Source organism: Silvimonas sp. (assembly GCF_031291215.1).
Classification (GTDB): Bacteria; Pseudomonadota; Gammaproteobacteria; order Burkholderiales; family Chitinibacteraceae; genus Silvimonas; species Silvimonas soli.
Map to the genome: position 1 here is coordinate 461670 of NZ_JARLJK010000122.1, position 21427 is coordinate 483096.

Genomic DNA, 21427 nt, shown 5'->3' on the forward strand with positions numbered 1-21427 from the left:
CGCAGCATTGACGCGTATCAAACCCAGCCTTGGTCGGGCGGTATTTTAGCGCGCCGCCAGTCAATCAGTCAGTTGTTTTTTTGGTTTTCAACCTTATTTTGCGGCGATGCGGCATCCGGGCTGTCGTCATCTTGCAAAATACGGTGTGCTGGACCTTCCAGATCATCAAACTGGCCATTGCGCATGCACCACCAAAACAGAATGCCGATCAAGAACACCAGTACAACGGAAAGCGGGATTAACAGATACAGGCTTTCCATTAGTTAATTCCCTGGTTTGAAACCCGTTTCTTGTTGCGCTGCAAAGAGAAAGGTGCGGCCAGTCGAATCGCGTTGGCCACCACCAGCAATGAACTGAGCGCCATTCCCAAGCTGGCCAACCAAGGCGTTACCAGGCCGCAAATCGCCAGCGGTAAAGCCACAACGTTATAAACCAGTGCCCAAGTCAGATTCTGCCGGATGATGCTGCGCGTTTTCAGCGCCAGCGACAAGGCGAATGGCAGGTGATCAAGTCGGCAATCATAAAGAACGGCATCGCCGGTAGCTTGGGCCACATCAACGCCGGACCCCATTGCGACTGAAACATTGGCTAGCGCTAGAACCGGCGCATCGTTTACGCCATCGCCCACCATCAAAACCTTGCGACCTTGTTGTTGCAGATCACGGATATAAGTCAATTTGTCTTCGGGTGAGGCATTTGCTCGCCATTGCATAATAGACAATTCGCCGGCCAAGCGGCCCGCAGCGACTTCGTTGTCGCCACTCAATAGATGTAGCTGATAGCCGCGGGCGAGCAAAGACTTGATGGTGTCGGCGGCCTCAGCGCGTGCACTATCGGCCAACTCAAAACGCGCCAACCAGGCTTGTTCGCTGACTAGCCAGATTTCAGTTCCGCGCCCTGGATTGCCGGCAGGCGAGGGAGGCACTGCGTTGCATTGGGTTGCAGCAAATTCCCGATTGCCGATCGCATACCGGATACCCTCGATATTGCCGGTCAAACCGCCGCCGGGATGATTGGCGACATTGGTGGCGTGAAGGGGGGTAGCAGCGATAAGGGCGCGGGCCAGCGGGTGTTCGGATTGGGCTTCCAGCGCTGCTGCAATGTGTTGAGCCGAAACTGCGTCGCCGGAGTAAGCCTCCATTGCGACCACCTTGGGTTGGCCGAGCGTCAGCGTGCCGGTTTTATCAAACACGATATCGGTTATGCCCACCATCGCCTCCAGCGTGTGACCACGGGTGATCAGCAGGCCGCGCCGCGCTAGATGGCCGGTCGTTGCCGTCAAGGCCGCTGGCGTTGCCAGGGATAGTGCACAGGGGCAAGAGATAACCAGTACGGCAATGGCGATGGGCAGGGCATGTACCGGATCATGTACGTGCCAATACCACCAGGCACCCATCGCAGCCAGCAGCAGCAGCGTCACAAAAATACCTGCAACGCGGTCGGCTATGCGGGCAACTCGGGGTTTTTCGGCTAGCGCGCGATCAAGCAGGCGGACGATTCCCGCTAGCCTGGTACCTTCCCCGACGCGGGTTGCTTCGATGAGCAGAGGGGAAGTCAGGTTAACGGTACCGGCAGTGGCCATTTGCGCCGGTGCTTTGCCAATGGGCGCGCTTTCGCCAGTCAGTAGCGACTCGTTTACATCGCTGCGCCCATCCAGTACCACCCCGTCAGCCGGAATGGTTTCACCCGGCTTAACCAGAATACGGTCACCCGCACGCACGTGAACTACGGCGACCTCTTCGAGCTGCGTATAACCCGGTGCGACCTGGCGATGAGCAAAGGCCGGCAACATGCCCGCAAGCTCATCCAGCGCGGCGCTGGCGCGACTGCGCGCACGGCTTTCCAGGTAACGCCCAGTCAGCAGCAAGAACACAAACATCGACACTGAATCAAAATAGACATCGCCGCGCCTGGTCAACAGCGCGAGCGTACTTGCGGCAAAGGCGGCCAGCACGCCGATGGTAATGGGTAAATCCATACCCGCGCGACCACGGCGCAGATCGCGCCAACTTGATACGTAAAACGGCCAGCTGGAATACAGCACAACCGGCAATGTCATCAGGAACTCGGCCCAATACAGCAGCGACAGCCATTGCGGCGCGATATCGGCAGTGCCGTTGATGTACACCGGCACGGTAAACATCATGACCTGCATCATAGAGAGGCCCGCCACCCAGAGCCGGAACAGGGCCGATTTGCGCGCCTTGTCGGCAGCGGCTTCCTGGCGGGAGCGATCATATGGCTGGGCGCGATAGCCTATCCCGGCAATAGCTTGCAGAATCTGCGAGAGCTTGACCTTGCTGTTATCCCAGGTTACTCGGGCACGGTGGGTGGTGTAGTTGATGGCAACATCTTGCACACCGGGCAGCTTGCCGATCTGCCGTTCGTTGAGCCAGACGCAGGCGGCACAGGTGATGCCGTCGATCAGCAGCGACGCCTCACGGATTTCGCCCGGCTGGTTGATGACAAAGCCATGCTGCAGATCCGGATCGTCATATAACCGCAGGCGTTCCTGCATTTCGGTCGGCAGAGGCTGGGCGCGATCAGCGGCTTTTTCACGTTGTTCGTAATAGTCACCCAAGCCGGCGTCGATAATGCTTTGCGCGACAGCCTGGCAGCCAGCGCAACAGGCAGGGCGCGGGATTTCCCGATAGAGAATGGGTAGATCCAGATTACGGGGAACGGGCTCGCCGCAATGAAAGCAGGGCGCGCTGGCAATATCATTCATGGTGGCGGCAATTGTACCGATTCGGGCTCGAAAACGCCCGGTTTCTTACAAATGAAAATAGGCCCGCCTGGCTAGCCAACAAAAAAACGCCGGGTGAGCGGCGTTTTTCTGGATTATGGTGAGCGCCAGCCTGTGTCAGGCCAAACCTTTGGGTAGCGAGAAGACGATGTTTTCTTCCAGTCCGTCCATGGGTACGACCGACTCAGCGCCAAATGCCTGGATGCGACTGACCACTTGCTGCACCAACACCTCCGGTGCCGATGCCCCAGCGGTCAAACCCACGCGAGTCTTGTTGTCGAACCATTCTTGTTTGAGTTCGCTTTCGTTGTCGACCATGTAGGCATCAATGCCCAATGTGGTGCCAACTTCGCGCAAGCGGTTGGAGTTCGAACTATTGGGTGAGCCAACCACGATCAGCACATCCACATCCCGCGCCAGTTGCTTGACTGCATCCTGGCGGTTTTGCGTGGCGTAACAGATGTCGTCTTTCTTCGGGCCGACGATCTGCGGGAAGCGTGTGCGCAGGGCGTTGATGACCACTTGCGCGTCATCCACCGACAGCGTGGTCTGGGTGACGTAGGCCAGTTTTTCCGGAGCAGCCACCTGCAACTCGGCCACATCTTGCGGATCTTCCACCAGATACATGCCGCCGCCGGATTGGCCCATGGTGCCTTCCACTTCCGGGTGACCTTTGTGGCCGATCATGACGATTTCATAGTCCTGCTCGCGCAGGCGTTTGACCTCCAGATGGACCTTGGTCACCAGCGGGCAGGTGGCGTCGTACACGTTCAAGCCGCGGCTTTCCGCCTCGCGGCGCACGGCCTGCGAAACGCCGTGAGCCGAGAAGATCACCGTGTTGCCCGAAGGTACTTCGGCCAGTTCTTCAACAAAAATCGCGCCTTTCTTTTTCAGGTCTTCAATGACGTATTTGTTGTGAACCACTTCGTGCCGCACGTAAATCGGCGCGCCGTATTTCTCCAGCGCTCGTTCGACAATGGCAATGGCCCGGTCCACACCCGCACAAAACCCGCGCGGATTGGCAAGAATGATTTGCATGGTCATAGCGGCTTTTCCCTGGAGGTTTGCGGGCGCGCAATCGAATCGAGCACCAGCAATACTGCGCCAATGCAAATCGCAGAATCGGCGATATTGAAAGCTGGGTAATACCAGTTCTTCCAGTAAACCAGAATAAAATCAATTACATGGCCATAAGACACGCGATCAATCACGTTGCCCAGTGCGCCACCCAGAATCAGCGCCAGTGCCATTGAAAAACGCGTTTGCTGATGATGCTTTTTCAGTGTGACGATAATGAATACCGACACAGCCAGCGCCAGCACGGTAAAGAAATGCCGTTGCCAGCCGCCAGCATTAGCCAGAAACGAAAACGCCGCGCCCATGTTATAGGTCAGTGTAAAGCTGAAACAGCCAGGAATAAGCGAGACCATCTCGCCAAATTGCAGATGCGACTGAATGAGCAATTTGGTGATCTGGTCCAGCACGATGACCGCTAGCGCGATCAGAAGCCACTTACGCATGTGCGCGAACCTCGCCATTGCCAAACAGATTATCTACGCAACGTGCGCACAGGCCTGGATGCTCAGCATGGCTGCCGGTGGTTGGGGTGTAATGCCAGCAGCGCTCGCATTTCTGTTCGTTTGAGCTGCCGACCACGATGCCGGCTTCCGCACCGCGAACCAGCGTGGCTTTTGACACGATCAGCACAAACTTCAGATCATCACCCAAGTCATTCAAGGCACTGAACGTATCGCCATCAACGGTGACTGTGACCTCAGCCTGCAATGAGGAGCCCAGTTTGCCTTCAGCACGCTGCACTTCGATTTCTTTTTGCACTTGGGTACGCATCTCGCGGATCAGGGCAAAGCGAGTTTCCAGTGCGTCAGCGTCGGCAGCTTGTGGCGCCTGATAAAGCGTGGCGAAGAATACGTTTTCTTCGTTACCCAGCACTTCCCAGACTTCATGCGAAGTGAACGACAGAATTGGCGCCAGTAAACGCACCAGACCTTGCGTGATGTGCCACAGCGCCGTTTGGGCGGAGCGACGACCGGCGCTGTCGGCCTTCATGGTGTACAGCCGGTCTTTCAGGATATCCAGATAGAACGAGCCGAGTTCTTCCGAGCAATAACCGTGGATTTCCTGCACGGCAGAGTGGAACTCGTAACGGTCGTACAAGCCAGTGACCTTGCTCTGGAACGCGTTGTAACGTCCCAGGGCGTAACGGTCCAGCTCGATCAAATCGCCCACCGGCAATACGTCAGCGGCGGTGAAGTCCGAGATATTGGCCAGCAAGAACCGCAAGGTGTTACGGATGCGGCGATAGGCATCTGACGTGCGCTTGAGAATTTCTTGCGACAGCGACATTTCGCCAGAGTAATCGGCGCTGGCAATCCACAGGCGCAGCATATCCGCGCCCAGCGTGTTGAAGATTTCTTGCGGCTCGATGCCGTTGCCCATGGACTTGGACATCTTGCGGCCATGCTCGTCCACTGTGAAACCGTGGGTGAGCAATTGCTTGTACGGGGCTTGACCTTCAGTCGCGCAGCCGGTCAGCAGGGACGACTGGAACCAGCCACGGTGTTGGTCCGAGCCTTCCAGATACAGGTCGGCTGGCCACGCCAGTTCTTCACGCTGACGCAGCACGGCGTAGTGGGTAGAACCGGAGTCAAACCATACGTCCAGCGTATCGCGCAGCTTGTTGTAGTGCGCGGCATCGGCGCCTAATAGCTCAGCCGGGTCCAGCTTGAACCAGGCTTCAATGCCTTCTTGTTCGATACGCTTGGCCGCTTCTTCCAGCAATTCCAGAGAATTCGGGTGCAGTTCGCCGGTTTCTTTGTGCACAAAGAACGTCATCGGCACGCCCCAGTTGCGCTGACGCGAAATACACCAGTCCGGGCGATTGCCAATCATGGATTCCAGCCGTGCGCGACCCCAGGCCGGGAAGAACTCGGTGGCTTCGACTGCTGCGTTGGCTTTGGCGCGCAAAGTAGTGCCGTCCACGCCCGCTTTTTCCATGGCGATAAACCATTGGGCAGTGGCGCGGAAAATGATTGGGGTTTTGTGACGCCAGCAATGCGGGTAGCTGTGCAGCAGCTTTTCGCTGGCTAGCAACGCGCCTTTTTCGCCCAGCAGTTCAACGATCAGCGGATTGGCTTCCCACACCGTTTTGCCGGCAAACAGCGCCACGGTGGATTTGTAACGACCATCGTCGCCGACCGGGTTTTCTTTGGACAAGTCGTACTTCAGGCCGACTTGCCAGTCTTCAAGGCCGTGCGCCGGTGCGGTGTGTACCAGGCCAGTACCCGCGTCGGTGGTGACGTGATCGCCGAGAATGATCTGGCCCTGACGCTCAGCGTAGAAAGGGTGCTGGAGCTGCAATCCTTCCAGTGCCGCGCCCTTGGCGTGACCAATCGACTTGCTGCCTTCTGCGCCATAACGCTTGAGCGCGCTTTCAGCCAGTTCGCGCACCAGAATCAGCAAACCCTTGGGCGTGTCGAACAAGTCGTAATTCAGTTCTGGGTGCACTGCCACCGCCTGGTTGGCAGGCAGCGTCCACGGTGTAGTAGTCCAGATGACGGCGTAGGCGTCTTTGCCATTCAACGATGGCAGATCGAATGCTTTGGCCACGGCGGCGCCATCGAGCACCTTGAAGGCGACGTCGATGGCTGGCGAGGTTTTGTCTTCGTATTCAACTTCAGCTTCAGCCAGCGCGGAGCCACAGTCGACACACCAATGCACCGGCTTCTGGCCTTTGACCATATAACCGTTGGCGTGAATCTTGCCCAGCGTGCGCACGATATCGGCTTCGGTTTTGAAGTCCATGGTGCGATATGGGTGATCCCAGTCGCCCATCACGCCCAAGCGGATAAAGTCGGCCTTCTGGATTTCGATCTGCGCGGCAGCATAAGCGCGGCACAACTCGCGGATAAACGCCGGTGGCAAGTCATAAGACTTTGGGTCCAGCCCGTTGTCTTTGCGGAACTGCACAATGCGCGCGTGGATGTCCGGATTGGCCTGAATGGCTTTTTTGTCGCCCTTGGCCAGTTTTTCGATCTGATGCTCAATCGGCAAGCCGTGACAATCCCAGCCCGGCACGTAGGGCGCGTCAAAGCCCGCCAGTGACTTGGACTTGACGATGATGTCTTTCAGAATTTTGTTGACCGCATGACCCAGGTGAATCTTGGCGTTCGCGTAGGGCGGGCCATCATGCAGGATGAATTTAGGCCGACCTTGCGCTTTGGATTTCTCACGCAGCTTTTTATAGAGCTGTTGATCCTGCCAGGCTTTCAGAAAGCCAGGTTCGCGCTTGGCCAGATCGCCACGCATCGGGAACGGTGTGTCGAGCAGGTTGACGGGGTACTTGTTCGACGGCTTGTCACTCATGGTTGCAATCTCTTGGGTCGTGATTCTGTAATGGGGCGATCAACGTGATCAATCTATATGGGGGCGAAGGCCGCCGCGCTCAACGATGAATGGCAAACCATTCGCGCGCGTTGTCACAATCTTTCTGAATCTGGGCAATCAATGCATCCAGCCCGGTAAATTTGGCTTCATCGCGTAGTTTGGCGAGAAAGTTGATACGTAAATGCTCGCCGTAAATCTCGCGCTTGAAGTCAAAAATGAACACCTCAAGCACCGGCGCCGCGCCCGCGCCTTTGACCGTAGGGCGCACGCCCAGACTGGCCACGCCCTGGTAGACCCGATCCAGCCCCGCGATCTCGACCACGAAAATCCCCATGGTCGGCGGACGATTGTGGCGGATGCGGATATTGGCGGTGGGAAATCCCAGTTCACGACCAAGTTTGTCGCCACCCACAACGCGCCCAGAAATCGAATACGGCCTGCCAAGCAAGCGCTCGGCCAATTGCATATCGCCTGCGGCCAAAGCGTTGCGCACGGAAGTGGACGAAATACGCTGCTCATCCAGCATCACCGCGGGCATGGAACGCACTGTGAGTTGCGGATTTTGCTGCAACAACTCGAAATCACCTGCGCGCTGTTTGCCAAAGCGAAAATCATGGCCAATCAACATGAACCGCGCATTCAGCTTGCCGGCAATGATGTCATCCCGAAACGCCGTGGCGTCAATACCGGAAAAACGGCGGTTGAAACGCTGCAGGATCACGTAATCCAGCCCCTCGGCCGCCAGAAATTCCAGCTTCTCGCGCAGGCTGGTTAAACGGGTCGGCGCGGTCTCGGGTGTAAACAGTTCGCGCGGATGCGGCTCAAACGTGAGCAGGGCACTGGCCAGCCCGCGCTGCGCGGCTTCCTGACGTAGCTCCGCCAGCATGGCGCGATGGCCCAGATGCAGGCCGTCGAAGTTGCCAATTGTAAGGGCCGTCGGTGGAAGGGCGGCAGCGTGTACGCCGCGAATTATGCGCATTGGTCGCAGTATGGCATTCAAAAACCAATAATTTTACCGGCTGGGCGCCAGTTTGTCAGGACATCTGGATAGTGAAAGATCGCGCTGCAGCATTACACCAACTGCAGGCACCGTAAATATGGGCTGCCGCGACTGGCTTAGTCAGTCACTTCGACTACGCCGCCACTGCGGGCAATGCCTTGCACAATCGTGTTGTTACCCACGCGTACTCGCACGTTCTGGCCTTCGGCGGCGTTGTTCAGCGCAAAGCCGTCATTACTGACTTCGACCCCTCCGGCGCGCATGACCACCCGGACCTTCTGCCCTTGCTGCACCACCATGGGTGCCCGCAGCATTTCCGCGCGGACTGCACCGCCCGCCGCTACTGCACTGCTCAGCGTGCGACCCAAGGCGTCGTTCGGATCAAGAATCACGCTACCTTGCAGTTGCCCCAGATCGCCTTGCTGCGGAATCAGGTCGCCATCCGCCAGTACATGGCCCGATGGGAGTGGTCTTGCGGCAACGTAATAGGTGGCCTGCACACTGATTTTAACGGGCAGGTTGACGGCCCAGGTCGCGCCATCGGCACAACGCACCCGCAGCATGCTGTTGCCAGCCAGCCGATATCCCGGTGCAGCCTGCACATCCATGGCGTTGCAGGGCTCCAGGCGCAAGCGATTATCCAGCTTGCCGAAGGTATAACTGCTGCCGCCTTGATATTGGGCCAGTTGCTGATCCAGCCACGAGGCTGCGGCGCGTTGAATGGTAGCGAGATCGGTTTGCCCGGCCGCAGCGGCGGGCAGACAGACCAATAAAATGAGAGAAGCCAGAAAGGTGCGCATCGCAAGATTATAACGTGCGATGTACGGCGCGTGTCCGCTGTCGCTGGTGATGCCGTTGTGACACGCCTACAATCCGTTCACTTGATGTTCTGTTTATGGGTAAGTCCGGTAATGATCGATCTTCTGTTTGGCGTAACAACTTTGGTGGCCTTGCTGGCCGGTGTACTGGTCGTGATCAAGTTGCAGCAACTGGCGCGAACGCAAGAGCAAATGATGGAGGCGCTGGCGTCTGAACTGCATGCCAGCCAGAAGGAAGTAGTCCACCAGGTCCAGAGCGGCTTCGCCCGTCAGAACGAAGCGTCACACAATGCCTTTGCCCAGCACGGCGCCTTGTTGAACGATGCCATCGGCCGCTCCAGCGAGCAATTAAGGGGCAGCATGAGTGAGGCGTTTGACCGGCTGCGTGCAGGTGTTTCTACCGAACTGAACCAGACCCGTGCGGTACTGGAAAAACTGCAAATTTCCCAGTCCGAATCTTTATCCGCATTGCGCCTGTCTTTGACCGAATCACTGAGTGAAAGCCGCCAGCAGATGATGACCCAACTGGGCGAGATTTCTGCCGCACTGCAAACCAAACAAGACACCTTGCGTGAAGAAGTGCTGGTCAAGCTCTCGCAAATGCTGGCCGAGCAATCCAGGCGCGAGATGGAACAACTGCGCGACGCGCTGGCCACTACCAGCATGCAACTGACGCAATCGGTCGCGCAATTGACGCAGACTGCCGACAACAAATTATCCGAAATCTCCGGCAAGGTCAGCGAGCGGCTGGATGAAGGTTTCAAGAAAACGAACGAGACCTTCGCCAATGTCATGGCGCGACTGGCAACCATTGACGAAGCGCAGAAGAAGATTGACGGCCTGACCACCAATGTAGTCAGCCTGCAAGAACTGCTGGGCGATAAACGCTCCCGCGGCGCCTTCGGCGAAGTACAACTGGAAAGTCTGGTGCGCAACGTATTACCCGCACAGGTTTATGAAATGCAGGCCACGCTCTCCAACGGTACACGAGCTGATTGCTTGCTGAAATTGCCAGAGCCCACGGGCATGGTGGCGGTCGATGCCAAGTTCCCGCTGGAAAACTATCACCGTATGTTTGAAGCGGGTGAAGACCGCACCGTCGCCCAACGCGCCTTCCGCGCCGATATCAAAAAGCATATCGACGATATTTCCAGCAAATACATCATCCCCAACGAAACCGCCGATGGCGCTGTGATGTTCATCCCGGCTGAAGCCGTGTTTGCCGAAATCCACGCATACCATGGCGAGTTGGTGAACTACGCCATGAAACAACGGGTGTGGATTGTTTCGCCGACCACCTTGATGGCCGTACTCAACACCGCCCGCGCCGTGATTAAGGATGTAGAAACGCGCAAGCAGGTACACATCATCAAAGAAGCACTGGGCCGCCTCGGCTCCGAGTTCGCCCGCTTTGACGACCGCATGAAGAAACTGGCTACGCATATACGCCAGGCGCATGAAGACGCACAGAATGTTGCGATCACCAGCGAAAAAATTTCCCGCCGCTTTGAAGAGATTGAACAGGTGCGGCTGGAAGAGCCATCATCAGAACAGCCTGTGCCGCTGGCGGTGGCTGGCACGCTACTGCCAGAGGAAGAGATGTGAGCCCTTCCATCACACGGAGGGAATGCCGCTGGCTCGGGCCATTTCCTACTTTAATGCAAGGGTTGACCAAATTCGCCAAATGACCGAATTCTGGCCCGAACCGTACGCTGGCACCTGCCAACCGGGCTTTGCGGCGGAAAAGCTGGGGTAGCCCATGTTAGCGATAACGACTCAATCGAACCTGACCTTCTGGCGAGAACCAGGTACCAAAGCGCACTAGCCCGGCCCGTCGCAGATGGCACACCAGCGTATAACTCAGGATTGCTTCTTCATCCATCGGCTGCAATTCAATTTCTATACTGCGCAAACGCGGTTCGTACTTGATCAAAGTTGCTTCGATGGTTCGCTTCAACTTGTGCGCGCTGGCGGGAAGCTCCCGGTAAATGGTGGTCAAGTCAGGCAGCCCGTAGTCGGGCAAATGGGACAGACTGCCCGCGCGGCTATTCAAAATGCGCTGCATGCTGTCCATGACACTGATGATGGTTTGGGTTTTTTCGTCAAAAGCGTCAATTGCAGTGCCGTCTGCAAAATGTCCGGTAAGCAATTCGTAGAGTGCGGGACCAGTCATCGGGCTAGCCTTTGGCCGGAACAGCAAGTTTGAGTTCGGAACCGATGACTTCGATCTTTAGCGCATGATCATCCGAAAGAGCGTCGCGTGGCACCACGATTTGCCAGCGTCTTTCCCTGCTTTCAGTGCGGAAAAATGCGGCAACCCCGACCGCTTTGGCATTTTTCTCTAATGGCTCGTCAAGGCTGATGCTGGCGCCCGGGCGTAAAACCAGGTCTTTGCGCTGTAGCAAATCGTCTTTGATGATGCTGGTATCGTTATCCAGCATGCTGGTGTAAGCACCCGCAGCGAAGGTTTTGGCATCTTTGAGTTGATAAATACGGATTACCACCGGCGTTGCCTGATCTTTATCGTCGGCGTTCATGCCTTCACGCGCCAATAAATCGATTTTGAGCGTCAGTGTGTCTGCGATAAAGATCGCCTTGGTGGTATTGATGGTGGCCTCTTTGACGGTTTGCATTGCACCGCATCCGGCCAAGTGAACCATCAAAAATGTGAGCAAACCCAAGCCGGCCAGTCGGGTGCTGTTTTGTTTCAAGAATAAGAAAGACATGATCATGGCTTTATGAAAAATGGATGAAATCTGACCGGATCAGTGAATTGCTGATGCGCGGGCAGGGCTGTCATGCGCCTGTTCCAGTTCCAGACCGCAATAACGACCAAGGCGGATATCAACCGGCGTATTCTGGTTTTCGCCACCCAGCAGGCTGGTCAACCCCAGGAACGCGGGGCTGCTACCAAGCTGCAACGGGGGCAGTTGTTCACGCGAGATACGCAGGGTCAATTCGGCGTCCAGCTTGTAACCCAGGTAGATCTTGAGCATCTGTAGTAAATCGTGATGATCCCGACCACCGGGCAAGAGCGCCCGCAATCGCTCGCTGGCCGGGAGGGAGATGATCACTCGCACCGTGCTGTTCCGATCCATCACCGTTTGCCCCAACACCAGCGAACCGGCTCTCAATGCCACGGGCTGTTGCCCAAGTGCCGCCGGATTTTCCAGGTGTCGCAATACCGGGAAAAACTCCTCAACCTTAATACTTGCCTGCGGCAGAAGCAGCTTGATGACCGCCACCAGACCTTCGGCCGGGCGGGTGCGCTGACCGCCCAACCCCAGCAACGCCATGAAACGGGCAGTGGGCAACTGCGTGCGCTGCGCGACATTGCCAATACCCAACCCGGCGAGACATAACAAGGATTGGGACACCCGGTCTGTCGCACCCGCCCGGAAAGTGACCGGATAGCGATATTTCTGCCAGATGCGGTAATACAGCGTGACGATGCGATGATTGAAAATATCCAGAAACGCTGCAAGCGGCTCATGGCCATCCCGGCGCGTGGCAATGTCATCGAGCACATGCCACGGCATGCGCGCATCAACGCCGTACAGCCCCAGAAACGTGGTACGGATGGTAGGGGGAAGGTTTTCGTCTTCTGTGTCTAGTTCCACTCGCGCCAGTTCGCCACCAGGAAAACCCAGCGACGCAATGGGCCGAAAGCGAACGGGCTCTTGTGCTGGCGAATTTTGCGTAGCTAAACCCGGGACGTCAGGCCTGGTGGCATCGAGTAACGCGCAGAACTGATAGAAATTGAACTGAGGGGCTCGCCGGAAAATATCCCGCATCAAGCCTTTGCCGGCGTTGATCTGCTCCCGATTGAAGGCGGGTCCAGCAAGTGGTGCTTCTGAGGGGGGCGCTGCGGGCTGGCTCATAGTGTCGCCTGAGTGGATTTGCTGGCCTGCCAATTCAGCTTGCGCCCGATTGGCTGCACAATCACAACCAATTGGGTAAACAGATTCATGTCGGCATAGGCGGTGAAGAAGCGATGCAGCAACTCGCCAAACAGAAAAATATCGCCATCGCCTGCAAAGCGCTGGCTATCGAGCGTGACGGAAATCTCCACCCCGCGCATCACGCAGCCTTGTTCCATTCGCGACAGCGGACGATGGGAAACCTGCTGAATGCCCTGCAAGCGCCGCTGATTCAGCTCATCTTCGGTCCAGTCGTACAACGCCAGGGTGCCGCGCAACACCTCGGCATCCATCAGTGACAGATAGTTGGGTGACAGGTGCGATAACACGCGCCAATGAAAGCGATCTTCCATTGGCGGATAGACCGGTAGCGTCGGCGCAGTCACATTTTTGACGTTGGCCACACACGGATACCCGGCAATCATCTCCAGAATCTGCGCCTCGCGCAGACCTTTGCGCGGCAACAAACCGTTTGTGCCAGTCACCCGTAACGAAAGGGTTTCCAGCGGTAAATCATCGCGGTCTGCCCATGCATGGCCACCGAGTACCAGCCACGTCTCAAACAGCCCTGAAGCACCGCGCCGCATGCGGGTATGGAAGTAACGTTCTGGCGCGTCGTGACGCAGCATGCCGCCGCGATGCCGGAAGGTAGAGAAGGGTAAATATTGGTGGCGACTGCTATTGCCGTGCTCAAACGCCACGACTTCATCCACCGAATAAGCCTCCACCTGCATGCCTTGATGCAGCATCGGTACAACCCGATATTCCGGCTCCAGATGGTCGACCCGGATTGGTTCTGCCTCCAGGTTAAACAAGTTGATTGCGGGCGAACAATGCAGCCGGACGTTGTCGGCGGAAAACGGCATGTCAGCGGGATAGCGCTGGTCCAACACTACGTCGATTTCAAACCATGGCGTGGTTTCGGGCAGGGCGTTGATATCCAGCCCGCATAGATCCACAAACATGAATTTATCGCGGAACGTGAAGTATTCCAGCAGCATTTGATAACCACCGAAAGCATTGTCCGCTTTGGGCCAGAGCCGATCTGTTGCAGAAAAACCAACCTGGTCAAAATGCAGCTTCGCTGCGGGCACTAACGTTGGCGCACTGGTTTCACCACTGGGTGTGCGTACTTCAATCTGCAACACTTGCCGAGTCAGTGCTAGATGCAAAGCCGAGGCGACGGGTGTATCTGCATTGATAAACAGCCGGATCTGTGAAAAATCCAGTTGCTGGCGTTTGACTTGGGTTTCGATATGAAAACGCAAGCGGATCGCAGAGCGGCCATCGTTACGAACAGGCGCAGAGGCCTCGACCAGCCGTAGCGGTAATAGCGGCACCGCCTGTGTCGTGCGATACAAGCAGCGAGCTTGTTCGGGGCCAATCGGGCTGCTGCGCAGTACCAGCCCGGCAGGAACGGCTTCGGCATGCTGTAGTGCGTCCATTTGCGGCGTGAGTTCGACGATGGTAAGCGACGGAATCATGCGCAGGTAGTGAGGCCAGAGCAGACTCATCAATCCTTCCGTTAGCTCGGGCAGATCGTCGTCCAGTTTTTGCCGCAAACGACCGGTGAGAAAGGCAAACCCCTCAAACAGTCTTTCAACATAAGGGTCGCGATCGCCAACCCGATCAAGATTCAACAACGCTGCGCGATCGGGATGGGCTTGGGCAAATTCTTTACCGGCCTCTCGCAGATAGCGCATTTCTGCTTCGTAATATTTGAGAACCTGGTCATCCATAAAAAACCCTGTGCTCCAGCGGTGTAGGTTGTTGAAAGTGTCTAGAGGTGTTCATTTCTGATGCCATCACAGGGAAGAGCAAGAAGCATCCGGGATGGAGAAGGAACGGGATAAAGTGTCCATTCATGAAGGCGCACTCAAAGCTAATGTGCGCAATGGGTCCAGCGCGGTCATACTTTCAACTAGACCATCCATACGGCTCGCAAGAGTGATTTTGTCTACATCCTTGCGTTGATATCGCTGCCGCAACAGGCGTAACTGACGCACCTTGATTTCGAAGGCCAGGCCAGGCTCCCAGCGGCCTAGCTGGTAAACGTCGATATCCCGATCCAGTGTGACCAGCAGGTGCATTGCCATATCCGCACGACCATGGTTTTCGGCCAGGCTGGCCAGCAACAACTGACGCATGAGCCGGTTACGTTCGCCCGGTATGACGGGTAAATCGCGTAGCCATTGAAAGGCATTTTCCAGACCCGCACTGGCTGCCAGTTCTATCGCTTGCCGCTCGGTTTCCTGCCAGTCGACATCGCCACCGCTCGGCGTTGGGGCAAGTACGGTTTCGCCCGCATCCAGGTTACGGATCACGGCATGGGTGGCGATCCACTCCAGAGTGGCATCTTGTGCAAATGGCGTGCCGTCGCTGAAACAAAGTCGCTCCAGACCAGTCAGCCGATCCAGCATTTGTGCAAAGTCGGTCAATAACATGTCGCGGCAGGCCAGATATTCAGGCCCTGCCTGGCCCTGGGCTTGCCAAGCGTAGTATTGCAAATCCAGCCAGAAGTGATTCGCACCTTCGGCAAACGCCAGTTCGACACGTTCCAGTAGTTCGTGCCATTGCTGTTGTAAAACCAGACGTTTCAAGTGTTGGTGCAACTCGCTGCGCGGCGGCGGAAGGCGGGTTTTGCCTTGGGGATCATGCGGCGGCGCGTTGGTTACGGTATCCCAGCGGATGCAACGCAACAGCCGGTACGCCGGCAGGTAACCGGCAGCCTGGCGTCGCAAATGCACCGCCATTTCCCGTGCCCGATCCAGCAGTTCACGCGCTGAGGCTATTTCACCACGCGTGGGCACCAAAGTGGACGTACCAGAGGTCTGCTCCAGGCTATTTGCAGTACCCAAGCGGTTGCTTGAGCCGGGTTGCTCGCTGGCGTCATTGGCTTCGATCAACGCTTCGAAGCGATGAATGAGAGGTTGAACAGAAGGCCGGAAGGCGGCATCCCACTCTCCTACCAACTGTTCAATCAGGGCCAGCGCCGAACAGGCGCGTTCCAGATCGGTACGAGCACCGCTACTACGCTCCAGAAAAACCTGGAATCGCTCGCCATTGAGCCATTCCAGCGCCGCTTTACGGCTTTCCGGGCGATGGGGAAGGATGGTTTCCGGGTAGCGGACCAGCAGGGCGGCAATGAGCTCCAGACCATCGGCCAGGCCCGCAGCGCCGTCCGTGCGCAGACGAGAAAACGCGTAATACCCGGCAGGACGCAAGTCTTTGCAATGATTGCGCAGCAGCGCCTCACTGGTGTTCAGGATCAGCGCATCATCCAGACCGCCCAGCTTGGCCACCTCTTCGCGCAGCGCAAGAAAGTCATCGTCGTAACCTGGGTCGTCTCCGACCTCGGATGCCCCAGGAATAGGGCTCAACCAATCTTGCCACGTAGCCAGCCGGTTACGCGCCAGGTCTGCGGGTTCGGACTGACCAAACAGTTTTTTGAGAAACGAGGGCAGGGACATACGGTCTCTTTGGGTTAACTCAGAATCAGGAGTAATGGGCATCAGGACGGTTTCGCTGCGGGGCTCTTGATCCCCGTTGGCGCGCTCTCCGGTTTGGGGGCGGCGATTTCTCGTCCCGTCACAAATACCCGCTCTGGCAACTTGAACCCCTTAAGCTGCAACAATTCCAGCGGCCCGGCTCCAGCCTGAGTGCGCACTGCGTAACGCAGGCGGATATCGTCATCCAGCGTCCACTCAACCCGGTAGCTGGCCCGATCAATTTGTTCAACTTTGGCTTTGGCCAACAGCCGCACAAAGCCCCATACGCTGTTGAAATCCTCTTTTTTCTGCAGGCCGGCTTGCAACGTACTCCAGGTCAGGTGGGCTCCCGCTTTTTCTGGCGTACCAGGCCAGGTGAAGTGTTCCCACTGCTGTTTCTGATTGAAGTAATCCAGCGACTGGCCGTCGATGGACAACACACTGTCTATGAGTTTTGGATGGCCCATGGCCATGATGTCGAAACGGTAGCGGGTATCGCCTTCGGCATACATGCGGCTGGCCAGACGCGACAGCTGGTTAAGCCCGTTAAGAAACTCGGTATCAAACTTGAGCGATTGGGCATAGCGCGGATTGGGCACCCACTGATCGCCCTGCAACACCAGGATGCCACCGAGCTGGGTCTTGGCAAATTGAGGGACAATCCCTTGCGGCGAAATGAACCTGGCCAGCTCCGGCAGACCGACTTCGTTGTCGGTATTGTTGAACGGAAAGCGTCCACCCACCGCACTGTTGAAAGGCAGCCAGACGCTGGTGGTCCACAGGCTGTTCAGGCTGGCCGAAGCCGGTTGCATGAGCGTGCGCCAGGACTGATCGAACGGCTTGAGGAACAGATTCTGGCCCATACCCGCATAACCGCTGCCCAAGCTGGCGGCCACCAGTTCGGCATAATTGCGCGCATCGACCAGATCATTCGCCTGCCCCTGGAACAGCGACTGAGCCAGTTGCAGGGCAAATGCATCCGGGTCTGCTGCGGCATTGACTTGATCCAGCTTGAGGCGGGTAACGCTGACGCGATCCAGATAACGTTGCAAACTAAGCGTGGTATCGGCACTGGCGCCGCCTGAGGCAGCCCCGCTGGCGGCATTGCTACTCCCATCCGCATTGTCAACCAGCCGTAACAGCGGGCCGAAAGCCTCGGCGAGCGGGGCGCCGGATTTTGGGCTGTCCTGCGGAGTAGCGGTAGTTGCCGGATACCCATCCTTACCCTTGAACACGTTCTGGGCTTTTTCCACCAGTGAATCGGCCAAGCTGTGTTGCTGGGCACCCGCCTGGGCTTGCCAGGCAATGGTTTTCATCAAAGCCGAAAGCGGCGATTGCTGGGCATCGGCATAAACACGCAATTGTTCTGCTGTACCAGACAAATTGGCCTCTGGCACCCAGTTCAGCCGGTTGAGGAAGTTCTGCCAAGCGTAACCGAAGTCCGTGAAATACCGTTTGGTCAGGCTGGCCTGCAAGTCTTCCGGTTTGACCGCGTTTGGGGTGGACTGCTGGCCCAGTACCCAATCGCCATTGGTGACCGCCTGCCTGGACATCTGCGCGATGGCATCACGCACGTAGCCTTCATAAGCCTGACGGGTGAACGTACCCGGCAAGCGCCCCTGCACGGACCACAGCCCGCGGGAATCCCGTCCTCCCAGTAACATACCCATGGTCGGATCGGGATAGCGGGATTTTGTATTGTCGAGCAATTGGCCATACAGCGTGTCGTCTGCCTGCTTGAGGTCGATCAAGCCGGAAAGCGTCTGCCGAGCGGCAAACAGCACGTCATCATTTTCGGCCAGCTTCCATTCCGGGTGGTCGGCAAGGTGGTTAGCGTAGAACTTTGTTACCTGTTCAACACCATCCACACTGAGTGACGGCCATACGGCTTTGCCGGTTTGCGCCAGACGCGGAGCCAGGAACGGAGCATCGGTGTGTTTGGGTTGTGACAACATCAACCAGGTTTTAAGGGTGTCATACCCCATCTGGCCGATGGCGTCCCGGGATGTCGCACCCGAGTTTGTGTTGTTACCGGTACCTTCATTTTCGTCATCATTTCTGGCCGCATCCATGCCATCTAGCGGCACGGCATTGAGTACTTTAAGGTGCGAGGCCAGTTGTGTCTGCACCGGCCGCATTAGCCATTTGTTGGCGGCGAGCCCATAAGGTTGCCACGTGGCTGCCAGCAGCTCAGCGTTATGGTTTAGCCCGAAACGGGTAGTCCATGGCGCGCCGTTTTTCTCCCGCGCCTCTAGCAACGCCATGTCGTTCTGTACCGCCAACAGGGCAGGGAAGGCCTGCTTCAGTTTTGGGGCGGATTGCAGCGTTGCGATGTCAGCGCGGATTTCCTCCGCCAAGGCTCGATTTTGCAGGTACGACACCACGGTACCGGCACACCACAGCCCTACACAAACAGCGAGCACACTCCAGAACCAGTCAAAGCCGCTGAAATGCAGTTTGGGTTTGCGGGCGCGGCGGAAGGTCTGCAGCCATGGGCCTGGCAAGGTGATGTTATCACCTGCCACTTGGGCCAGCTCCACATGGGCGGCATCATCGGCCCCAGTCAAGGCTTGCGGGTCACTGACCAAAGCTGGGGCAGGTGTGAACCATATACCTGCCAGCACCTGCCGTCGCTGCAGGTTTCTGGCCAACTGGCCAATCCATTTGCCTAATGTGTCGTGACGTTGCTCCAGAAAAGCGGACAATCCGGCGTCGAAATATGCCTTCCGATTTTTGAGCAAAGCCCAAAGGCCGGTTTGCGAGAGCGGATCCACCAATTGCTGTAGAGCTGCACTGATCTGACCTGTGTCATTTGCCACTTTGTGATGTGTTTGGAGCAATATAGCTGGACTTTCCTCTCCGCGTTCGCCGGGTACTGCGGGCGACAGCACGAGCTGGACTGGTAAGGCGTAGCCGCAGTCGCGGGTCAGATTGGCCAGGACAGAGCCTTGCTGCGATGCTCCATCGGTTACCAGTACGACTCCGTCAGCAGGTTTACGCAAGCGCCCACGCAAGTAGCGCCAGCCTTTGGCAGGGGCGGTAACACCGTCACCTGCCCACACCAGCACAGCCCGTGGTGTATCCAGCCACTTCTGATCAAGCAGACCCGGGAAATGGGGCCTGACCAGCGACTCTGCGCCGGTGACCAGCAGCCATGGCTTGAAACGGCGTTCGAACCAGCCATAGCGGCTTTTTTGGTCATCATGCAAAAGGTCGAACGGCGTTTTAACCTCGGGGGCAGGTGTCTTGTTGATGGTCACCACCGCAGCACTGCCCACGTCCTTGTCCGCCTCTTTTTCTTTCTTGCGCCGGACGAAGGCTAACCAGATCACCAGGCTCAACAAGTACAGCAGCGCGATACCAGCTACGGCAAGCCAGCGTTGTTCCGGTGTGGCCAGACCCAATCCGGCACCTTTGTTCAGAACGTAGAGGGAGATACTTGCAAAGACCACAAGCAGTGCGGCAAGACGGAAGTTGATACGGTTAAACATAAGGCAGGGAATCCGTAAAGATCAGGCGTGCGGCGCGACAATGGCCAGCGTCATATGGTCTGGAGTGGAAAGGCTGAGTAACTGTTTGCGGGTGGTGCTGCCGGCATGGTCAGCTGCAAGGGCAACTGCCAGCCATTGCGAAGCGATACCGCTTTGGCCCACCGCTTGATCAATATCGTGCTGACCCGCCAGTTCGGGCGTATTCATGATTTCAACTTTTTGATCTTCGAAGCTGCTGACCAGTGCACGCTGCAGGGGCGACTGAGCACCGCCGGTGAGCCACTGGCTCGCGATATCTGCACCTTTGGCGTGGCCCCACAGCAAGGTCTGGTACAGCCCATGCGACAGATCGGCCTCGGACGGTGTTTCGGGCCGGTGCAGATAGGCCATGGGCACAACCTGGTGTGTCTGCGCCATGGCAAAGGGCAGCAACAATACAGCGACCCCGGCTTCTGCCGAGCCTTCAGCGGGGGCGGCGTCCAGCAGTGCATTGAGCTGCACCACGCACAACAATGTGGCGCCATCCGTGGCAAGCTGGCCTTTGCCGTCCAGCCACAGGTCAACCTCTGCCAGTTCTGGCGGTTTCGGTTCAATCACCGGTTTGGCGGTATCGCGCAGCCCCTGCGCTTGCCAGGCTTTTTGCCACTCTGCCTCGACCCACGCTGTTTCAAAAACGGGAGAGGTGGCCAACGTGATGTGCAACGGAATATGCGCCGGCAGTTGCTCGACTGCACCTGCCACAGGCTGGATCAGATGTGCGAACACCCAACTGAGCAGGTCTTTTTGCCGGGCGATATCCGCCTCGGCATCTCGACCGGGGTAGACCCGCTCCGGGTGTTCCAGCCAGCGGGCTTTGATCTCGGCGCGGTCTTCGGGAACACGCTGCCTTGGTACCAGGCGCAATGTCCGTCCAACCACTGCCGCAGCAGTGTTCTCCTCCGGCTGGCAGGAGAACACAAACGCGCTAGCCAGCACTGGCAACGAACGGCCACCTTCAGCACAGGTCGTTGCTAGTTTCTGTTGGCGGGCACGATTGCGGTCCCGCGCCTTGTCTTGAGCATTTTGTTGTACGCCCAGATCCAGCAGCACCAGGGCAAGCCACGCCATGACCGGGAACACCACCACCCGGGTCCAGAACCAGTCGGTTTGGGTTGGTTCGCCTTTGGGCCACAGGTAAATGGCCAGCGCCGCACCGCCACCGACAATAAGCAAAAACAGCACGACATACCACACCCACGCGGGCTTGATGGCGGGGATGGTGTATTCGGGCTTGATCTGCCGGACATCAAACGCCATCAGTGCACCCCGGCCCCTGTCCCGCTGGCAATCAACGTGCAGCCGCAGGCCGTTTTATGGCCGTGCAATGCCACCGGCACACCGTCATCAGTCAGCGTAGGAGAACCCTCAATAATCGGATTGGTGCCGTGGCCCTCTTTGGGGCAGGACACCATGTCGCCCTTGCGGGCCACCGGACGACCATCGATGCTCATCCGGTTTGAGCCATTCAGCACTTTACCGCCGTGGCTGGTGCCATCACCGACGCAGATTACGTATTGCATT

Annotated in this window: 16 protein-coding genes; 1 reads left to right on the forward strand and 15 read right to left on the reverse strand. The window is 57.3% G+C overall.

The window, feature by feature from the left end; all coding sequences use genetic code 11:
• Positions 1-68: 68 nt before the first annotated feature.
• The 7 genes from ccoS to flgA all read right to left on the reverse strand — a co-directional run bounded on the left by ccoS (position 69) and on the right by flgA (position 8950).
• A complete protein-coding gene (gene ccoS / locus P4L78_RS14860) occupies positions 69-260 on the reverse strand; it encodes a cbb3-type cytochrome oxidase assembly protein CcoS (RefSeq protein ID WP_283149535.1) in 192 nt (63 codons plus the stop codon).
• A complete protein-coding gene (locus tag P4L78_RS14865; RefSeq protein WP_309328634.1) occupies positions 260-2728 on the reverse strand; it encodes a heavy metal translocating P-type ATPase in 2469 nt (822 codons plus the stop codon). Before P4L78_RS14865 ends, ccoS begins: the two co-directional genes overlap by 1 nt.
• 135 nt (positions 2729-2863) lie before the next feature.
• Positions 2864-3790: a 4-hydroxy-3-methylbut-2-enyl diphosphate reductase gene (gene ispH, locus P4L78_RS14870; protein ID WP_283149533.1), complete on the reverse strand. Its 927-nt coding sequence runs from the start codon at positions 3788-3790 to the stop codon at positions 2864-2866.
• Positions 3787-4266: a signal peptidase II gene (gene lspA, locus P4L78_RS14875; protein WP_283149532.1), complete on the reverse strand. Its 480-nt coding sequence runs from the start codon at positions 4264-4266 to the stop codon at positions 3787-3789. The genes ispH and lspA overlap by 4 nt, the downstream gene beginning before the upstream one ends.
• The gene (gene ileS / locus P4L78_RS14880) at positions 4259-7129 is read right to left on the reverse strand and encodes an isoleucine--tRNA ligase (RefSeq protein ID WP_309328635.1); all 2871 of its coding nucleotides are present in this window, start codon (positions 7127-7129) and stop codon (positions 4259-4261) included. The genes lspA and ileS overlap by 8 nt, the downstream gene beginning before the upstream one ends.
• A gap of 79 nt (positions 7130-7208) precedes the next feature.
• Positions 7209-8129, reverse strand: coding sequence for a bifunctional riboflavin kinase/FAD synthetase (locus tag P4L78_RS14885; protein ID WP_283149530.1), 921 nt, complete (start codon positions 8127-8129; stop codon positions 7209-7211).
• Positions 8130-8266: 137 nt separating this feature from the next.
• Complete coding sequence (flgA, locus tag P4L78_RS14890) at positions 8267-8950, reverse strand: flagellar basal body P-ring formation chaperone FlgA (RefSeq protein WP_309328636.1); 684 nt, start codon at positions 8948-8950, stop codon at positions 8267-8269.
• Between the two features lie 111 nt (positions 8951-9061).
• Here flgA and rmuC point away from each other — a divergent pair, with 111 nt between their 5' ends.
• On the forward strand, positions 9062-10573 hold the full coding sequence (gene rmuC / locus P4L78_RS14895) for a DNA recombination protein RmuC (RefSeq protein WP_283149528.1): 1512 nt from the start codon (positions 9062-9064) through the stop codon (positions 10571-10573).
• 157 nt (positions 10574-10730) lie between these two features.
• On the opposite strand, the gene tssE is transcribed toward rmuC, so the two are convergent.
• From tssE to P4L78_RS14935, 8 genes are all read right to left on the reverse strand, one after another.
• Positions 10731-11141, reverse strand: a complete 411-nt coding sequence (tssE, locus tag P4L78_RS14900) for a type VI secretion system baseplate subunit TssE (RefSeq protein WP_283149527.1) — start codon at positions 11139-11141, stop codon at positions 10731-10733.
• Positions 11142-11145: 4 nt separating this feature from the next.
• Entirely contained in the window at positions 11146-11700 is a 555-nt protein-coding gene (gene tssJ, locus P4L78_RS14905) for a type VI secretion system lipoprotein TssJ (RefSeq protein WP_309328637.1), read from the reverse strand.
• A 33-nt stretch (positions 11701-11733) separates the two neighbouring features.
• Positions 11734-12849 (reverse strand): type VI secretion system baseplate subunit TssG, encoded by a 1116-nt coding sequence (tssG, locus tag P4L78_RS14910; RefSeq protein WP_309328638.1) that lies wholly within the window; start codon positions 12847-12849, stop codon positions 11734-11736.
• On the reverse strand, positions 12846-14627 hold the full coding sequence (gene tssF / locus P4L78_RS14915) for a type VI secretion system baseplate subunit TssF (RefSeq protein WP_309328639.1): 1782 nt from the start codon (positions 14625-14627) through the stop codon (positions 12846-12848). The genes tssG and tssF overlap by 4 nt, the downstream gene beginning before the upstream one ends.
• 123 nt (positions 14628-14750) lie before the next feature.
• Positions 14751-16358 (reverse strand): type VI secretion system protein TssA, encoded by a 1608-nt coding sequence (gene tssA / locus P4L78_RS14920; RefSeq protein WP_309328640.1) that lies wholly within the window; start codon positions 16356-16358, stop codon positions 14751-14753.
• Positions 16359-16399: 41 nt separating this feature from the next.
• Positions 16400-19867, reverse strand: coding sequence for an ImcF-related family protein (locus tag P4L78_RS14925; RefSeq protein WP_309328641.1), 3468 nt, complete (start codon positions 19865-19867; stop codon positions 16400-16402).
• 21 nt (positions 19868-19888) lie between these two features.
• Entirely contained in the window at positions 19889-21163 is a 1275-nt protein-coding gene (locus P4L78_RS14930) for a hypothetical protein (protein WP_283149522.1), read from the reverse strand.
• On the reverse strand, positions 21163-21426 hold the full coding sequence (locus tag P4L78_RS14935) for a PAAR domain-containing protein (RefSeq protein ID WP_283149521.1): 264 nt from the start codon (positions 21424-21426) through the stop codon (positions 21163-21165). The genes P4L78_RS14930 and P4L78_RS14935 overlap by 1 nt, the downstream gene beginning before the upstream one ends.
• Position 21427 lies beyond the last annotated feature (1 nt).

What these genes read in the sequence shown, in the direction of transcription:
- tssE (WP_283149527.1), bottom strand. Translation starts at nt 11,141, where the DNA reads ATGACTGGTCCCGCACTCTACGAATTGCTTACCGGACATTTTGCAGAC.
- ispH (WP_283149533.1), bottom strand. Translation starts at nt 3,790, where the DNA reads ATGACCATGCAAATCATTCTTGCCAATCCGCGCGGGTTTTGTGCGGGT.
- tssG (WP_309328638.1), bottom strand. Translation starts at nt 12,849, where the DNA reads ATGAGCCAGCCCGCAGCGCCCCCCTCAGAAGCACCACTTGCTGGACCC.
- P4L78_RS14925 (WP_309328641.1), bottom strand. Translation starts at nt 19,867, where the DNA reads ATGTTTAACCGTATCAACTTCCGTCTTGCCGCACTGCTTGTGGTCTTT.
- tssA (WP_309328640.1), bottom strand. Translation starts at nt 16,358, where the DNA reads ATGTCCCTGCCCTCGTTTCTCAAAAAACTGTTTGGTCAGTCCGAACCC.
- P4L78_RS14885 (WP_283149530.1), bottom strand. Translation starts at nt 8,129, where the DNA reads ATGCGCATAATTCGCGGCGTACACGCTGCCGCCCTTCCACCGACGGCC.
- ccoS (WP_283149535.1), bottom strand. Translation starts at nt 260, where the DNA reads ATGGAAAGCCTGTATCTGTTAATCCCGCTTTCCGTTGTACTGGTGTTC.
- rmuC (WP_283149528.1), top strand. Translation starts at nt 9,062, where the DNA reads ATGATCGATCTTCTGTTTGGCGTAACAACTTTGGTGGCCTTGCTGGCC.
- P4L78_RS14930 (WP_283149522.1), bottom strand. Translation starts at nt 21,163, where the DNA reads ATGGCGTTTGATGTCCGGCAGATCAAGCCCGAATACACCATCCCCGCC.
- lspA (WP_283149532.1), bottom strand. Translation starts at nt 4,266, where the DNA reads ATGCGTAAGTGGCTTCTGATCGCGCTAGCGGTCATCGTGCTGGACCAG.
- flgA (WP_309328636.1), bottom strand. Translation starts at nt 8,950, where the DNA reads ATGCGCACCTTTCTGGCTTCTCTCATTTTATTGGTCTGTCTGCCCGCC.
- tssF (WP_309328639.1), bottom strand. Translation starts at nt 14,627, where the DNA reads ATGGATGACCAGGTTCTCAAATATTACGAAGCAGAAATGCGCTATCTG.
- tssJ (WP_309328637.1), bottom strand. Translation starts at nt 11,700, where the DNA reads ATGATCATGTCTTTCTTATTCTTGAAACAAAACAGCACCCGACTGGCC.
- P4L78_RS14865 (WP_309328634.1), bottom strand. Translation starts at nt 2,728, where the DNA reads ATGAATGATATTGCCAGCGCGCCCTGCTTTCATTGCGGCGAGCCCGTT.
- P4L78_RS14935 (WP_283149521.1), bottom strand. Translation starts at nt 21,426, where the DNA reads ATGCAATACGTAATCTGCGTCGGTGATGGCACCAGCCACGGCGGTAAA.
- ileS (WP_309328635.1), bottom strand. Translation starts at nt 7,129, where the DNA reads ATGAGTGACAAGCCGTCGAACAAGTACCCCGTCAACCTGCTCGACACA.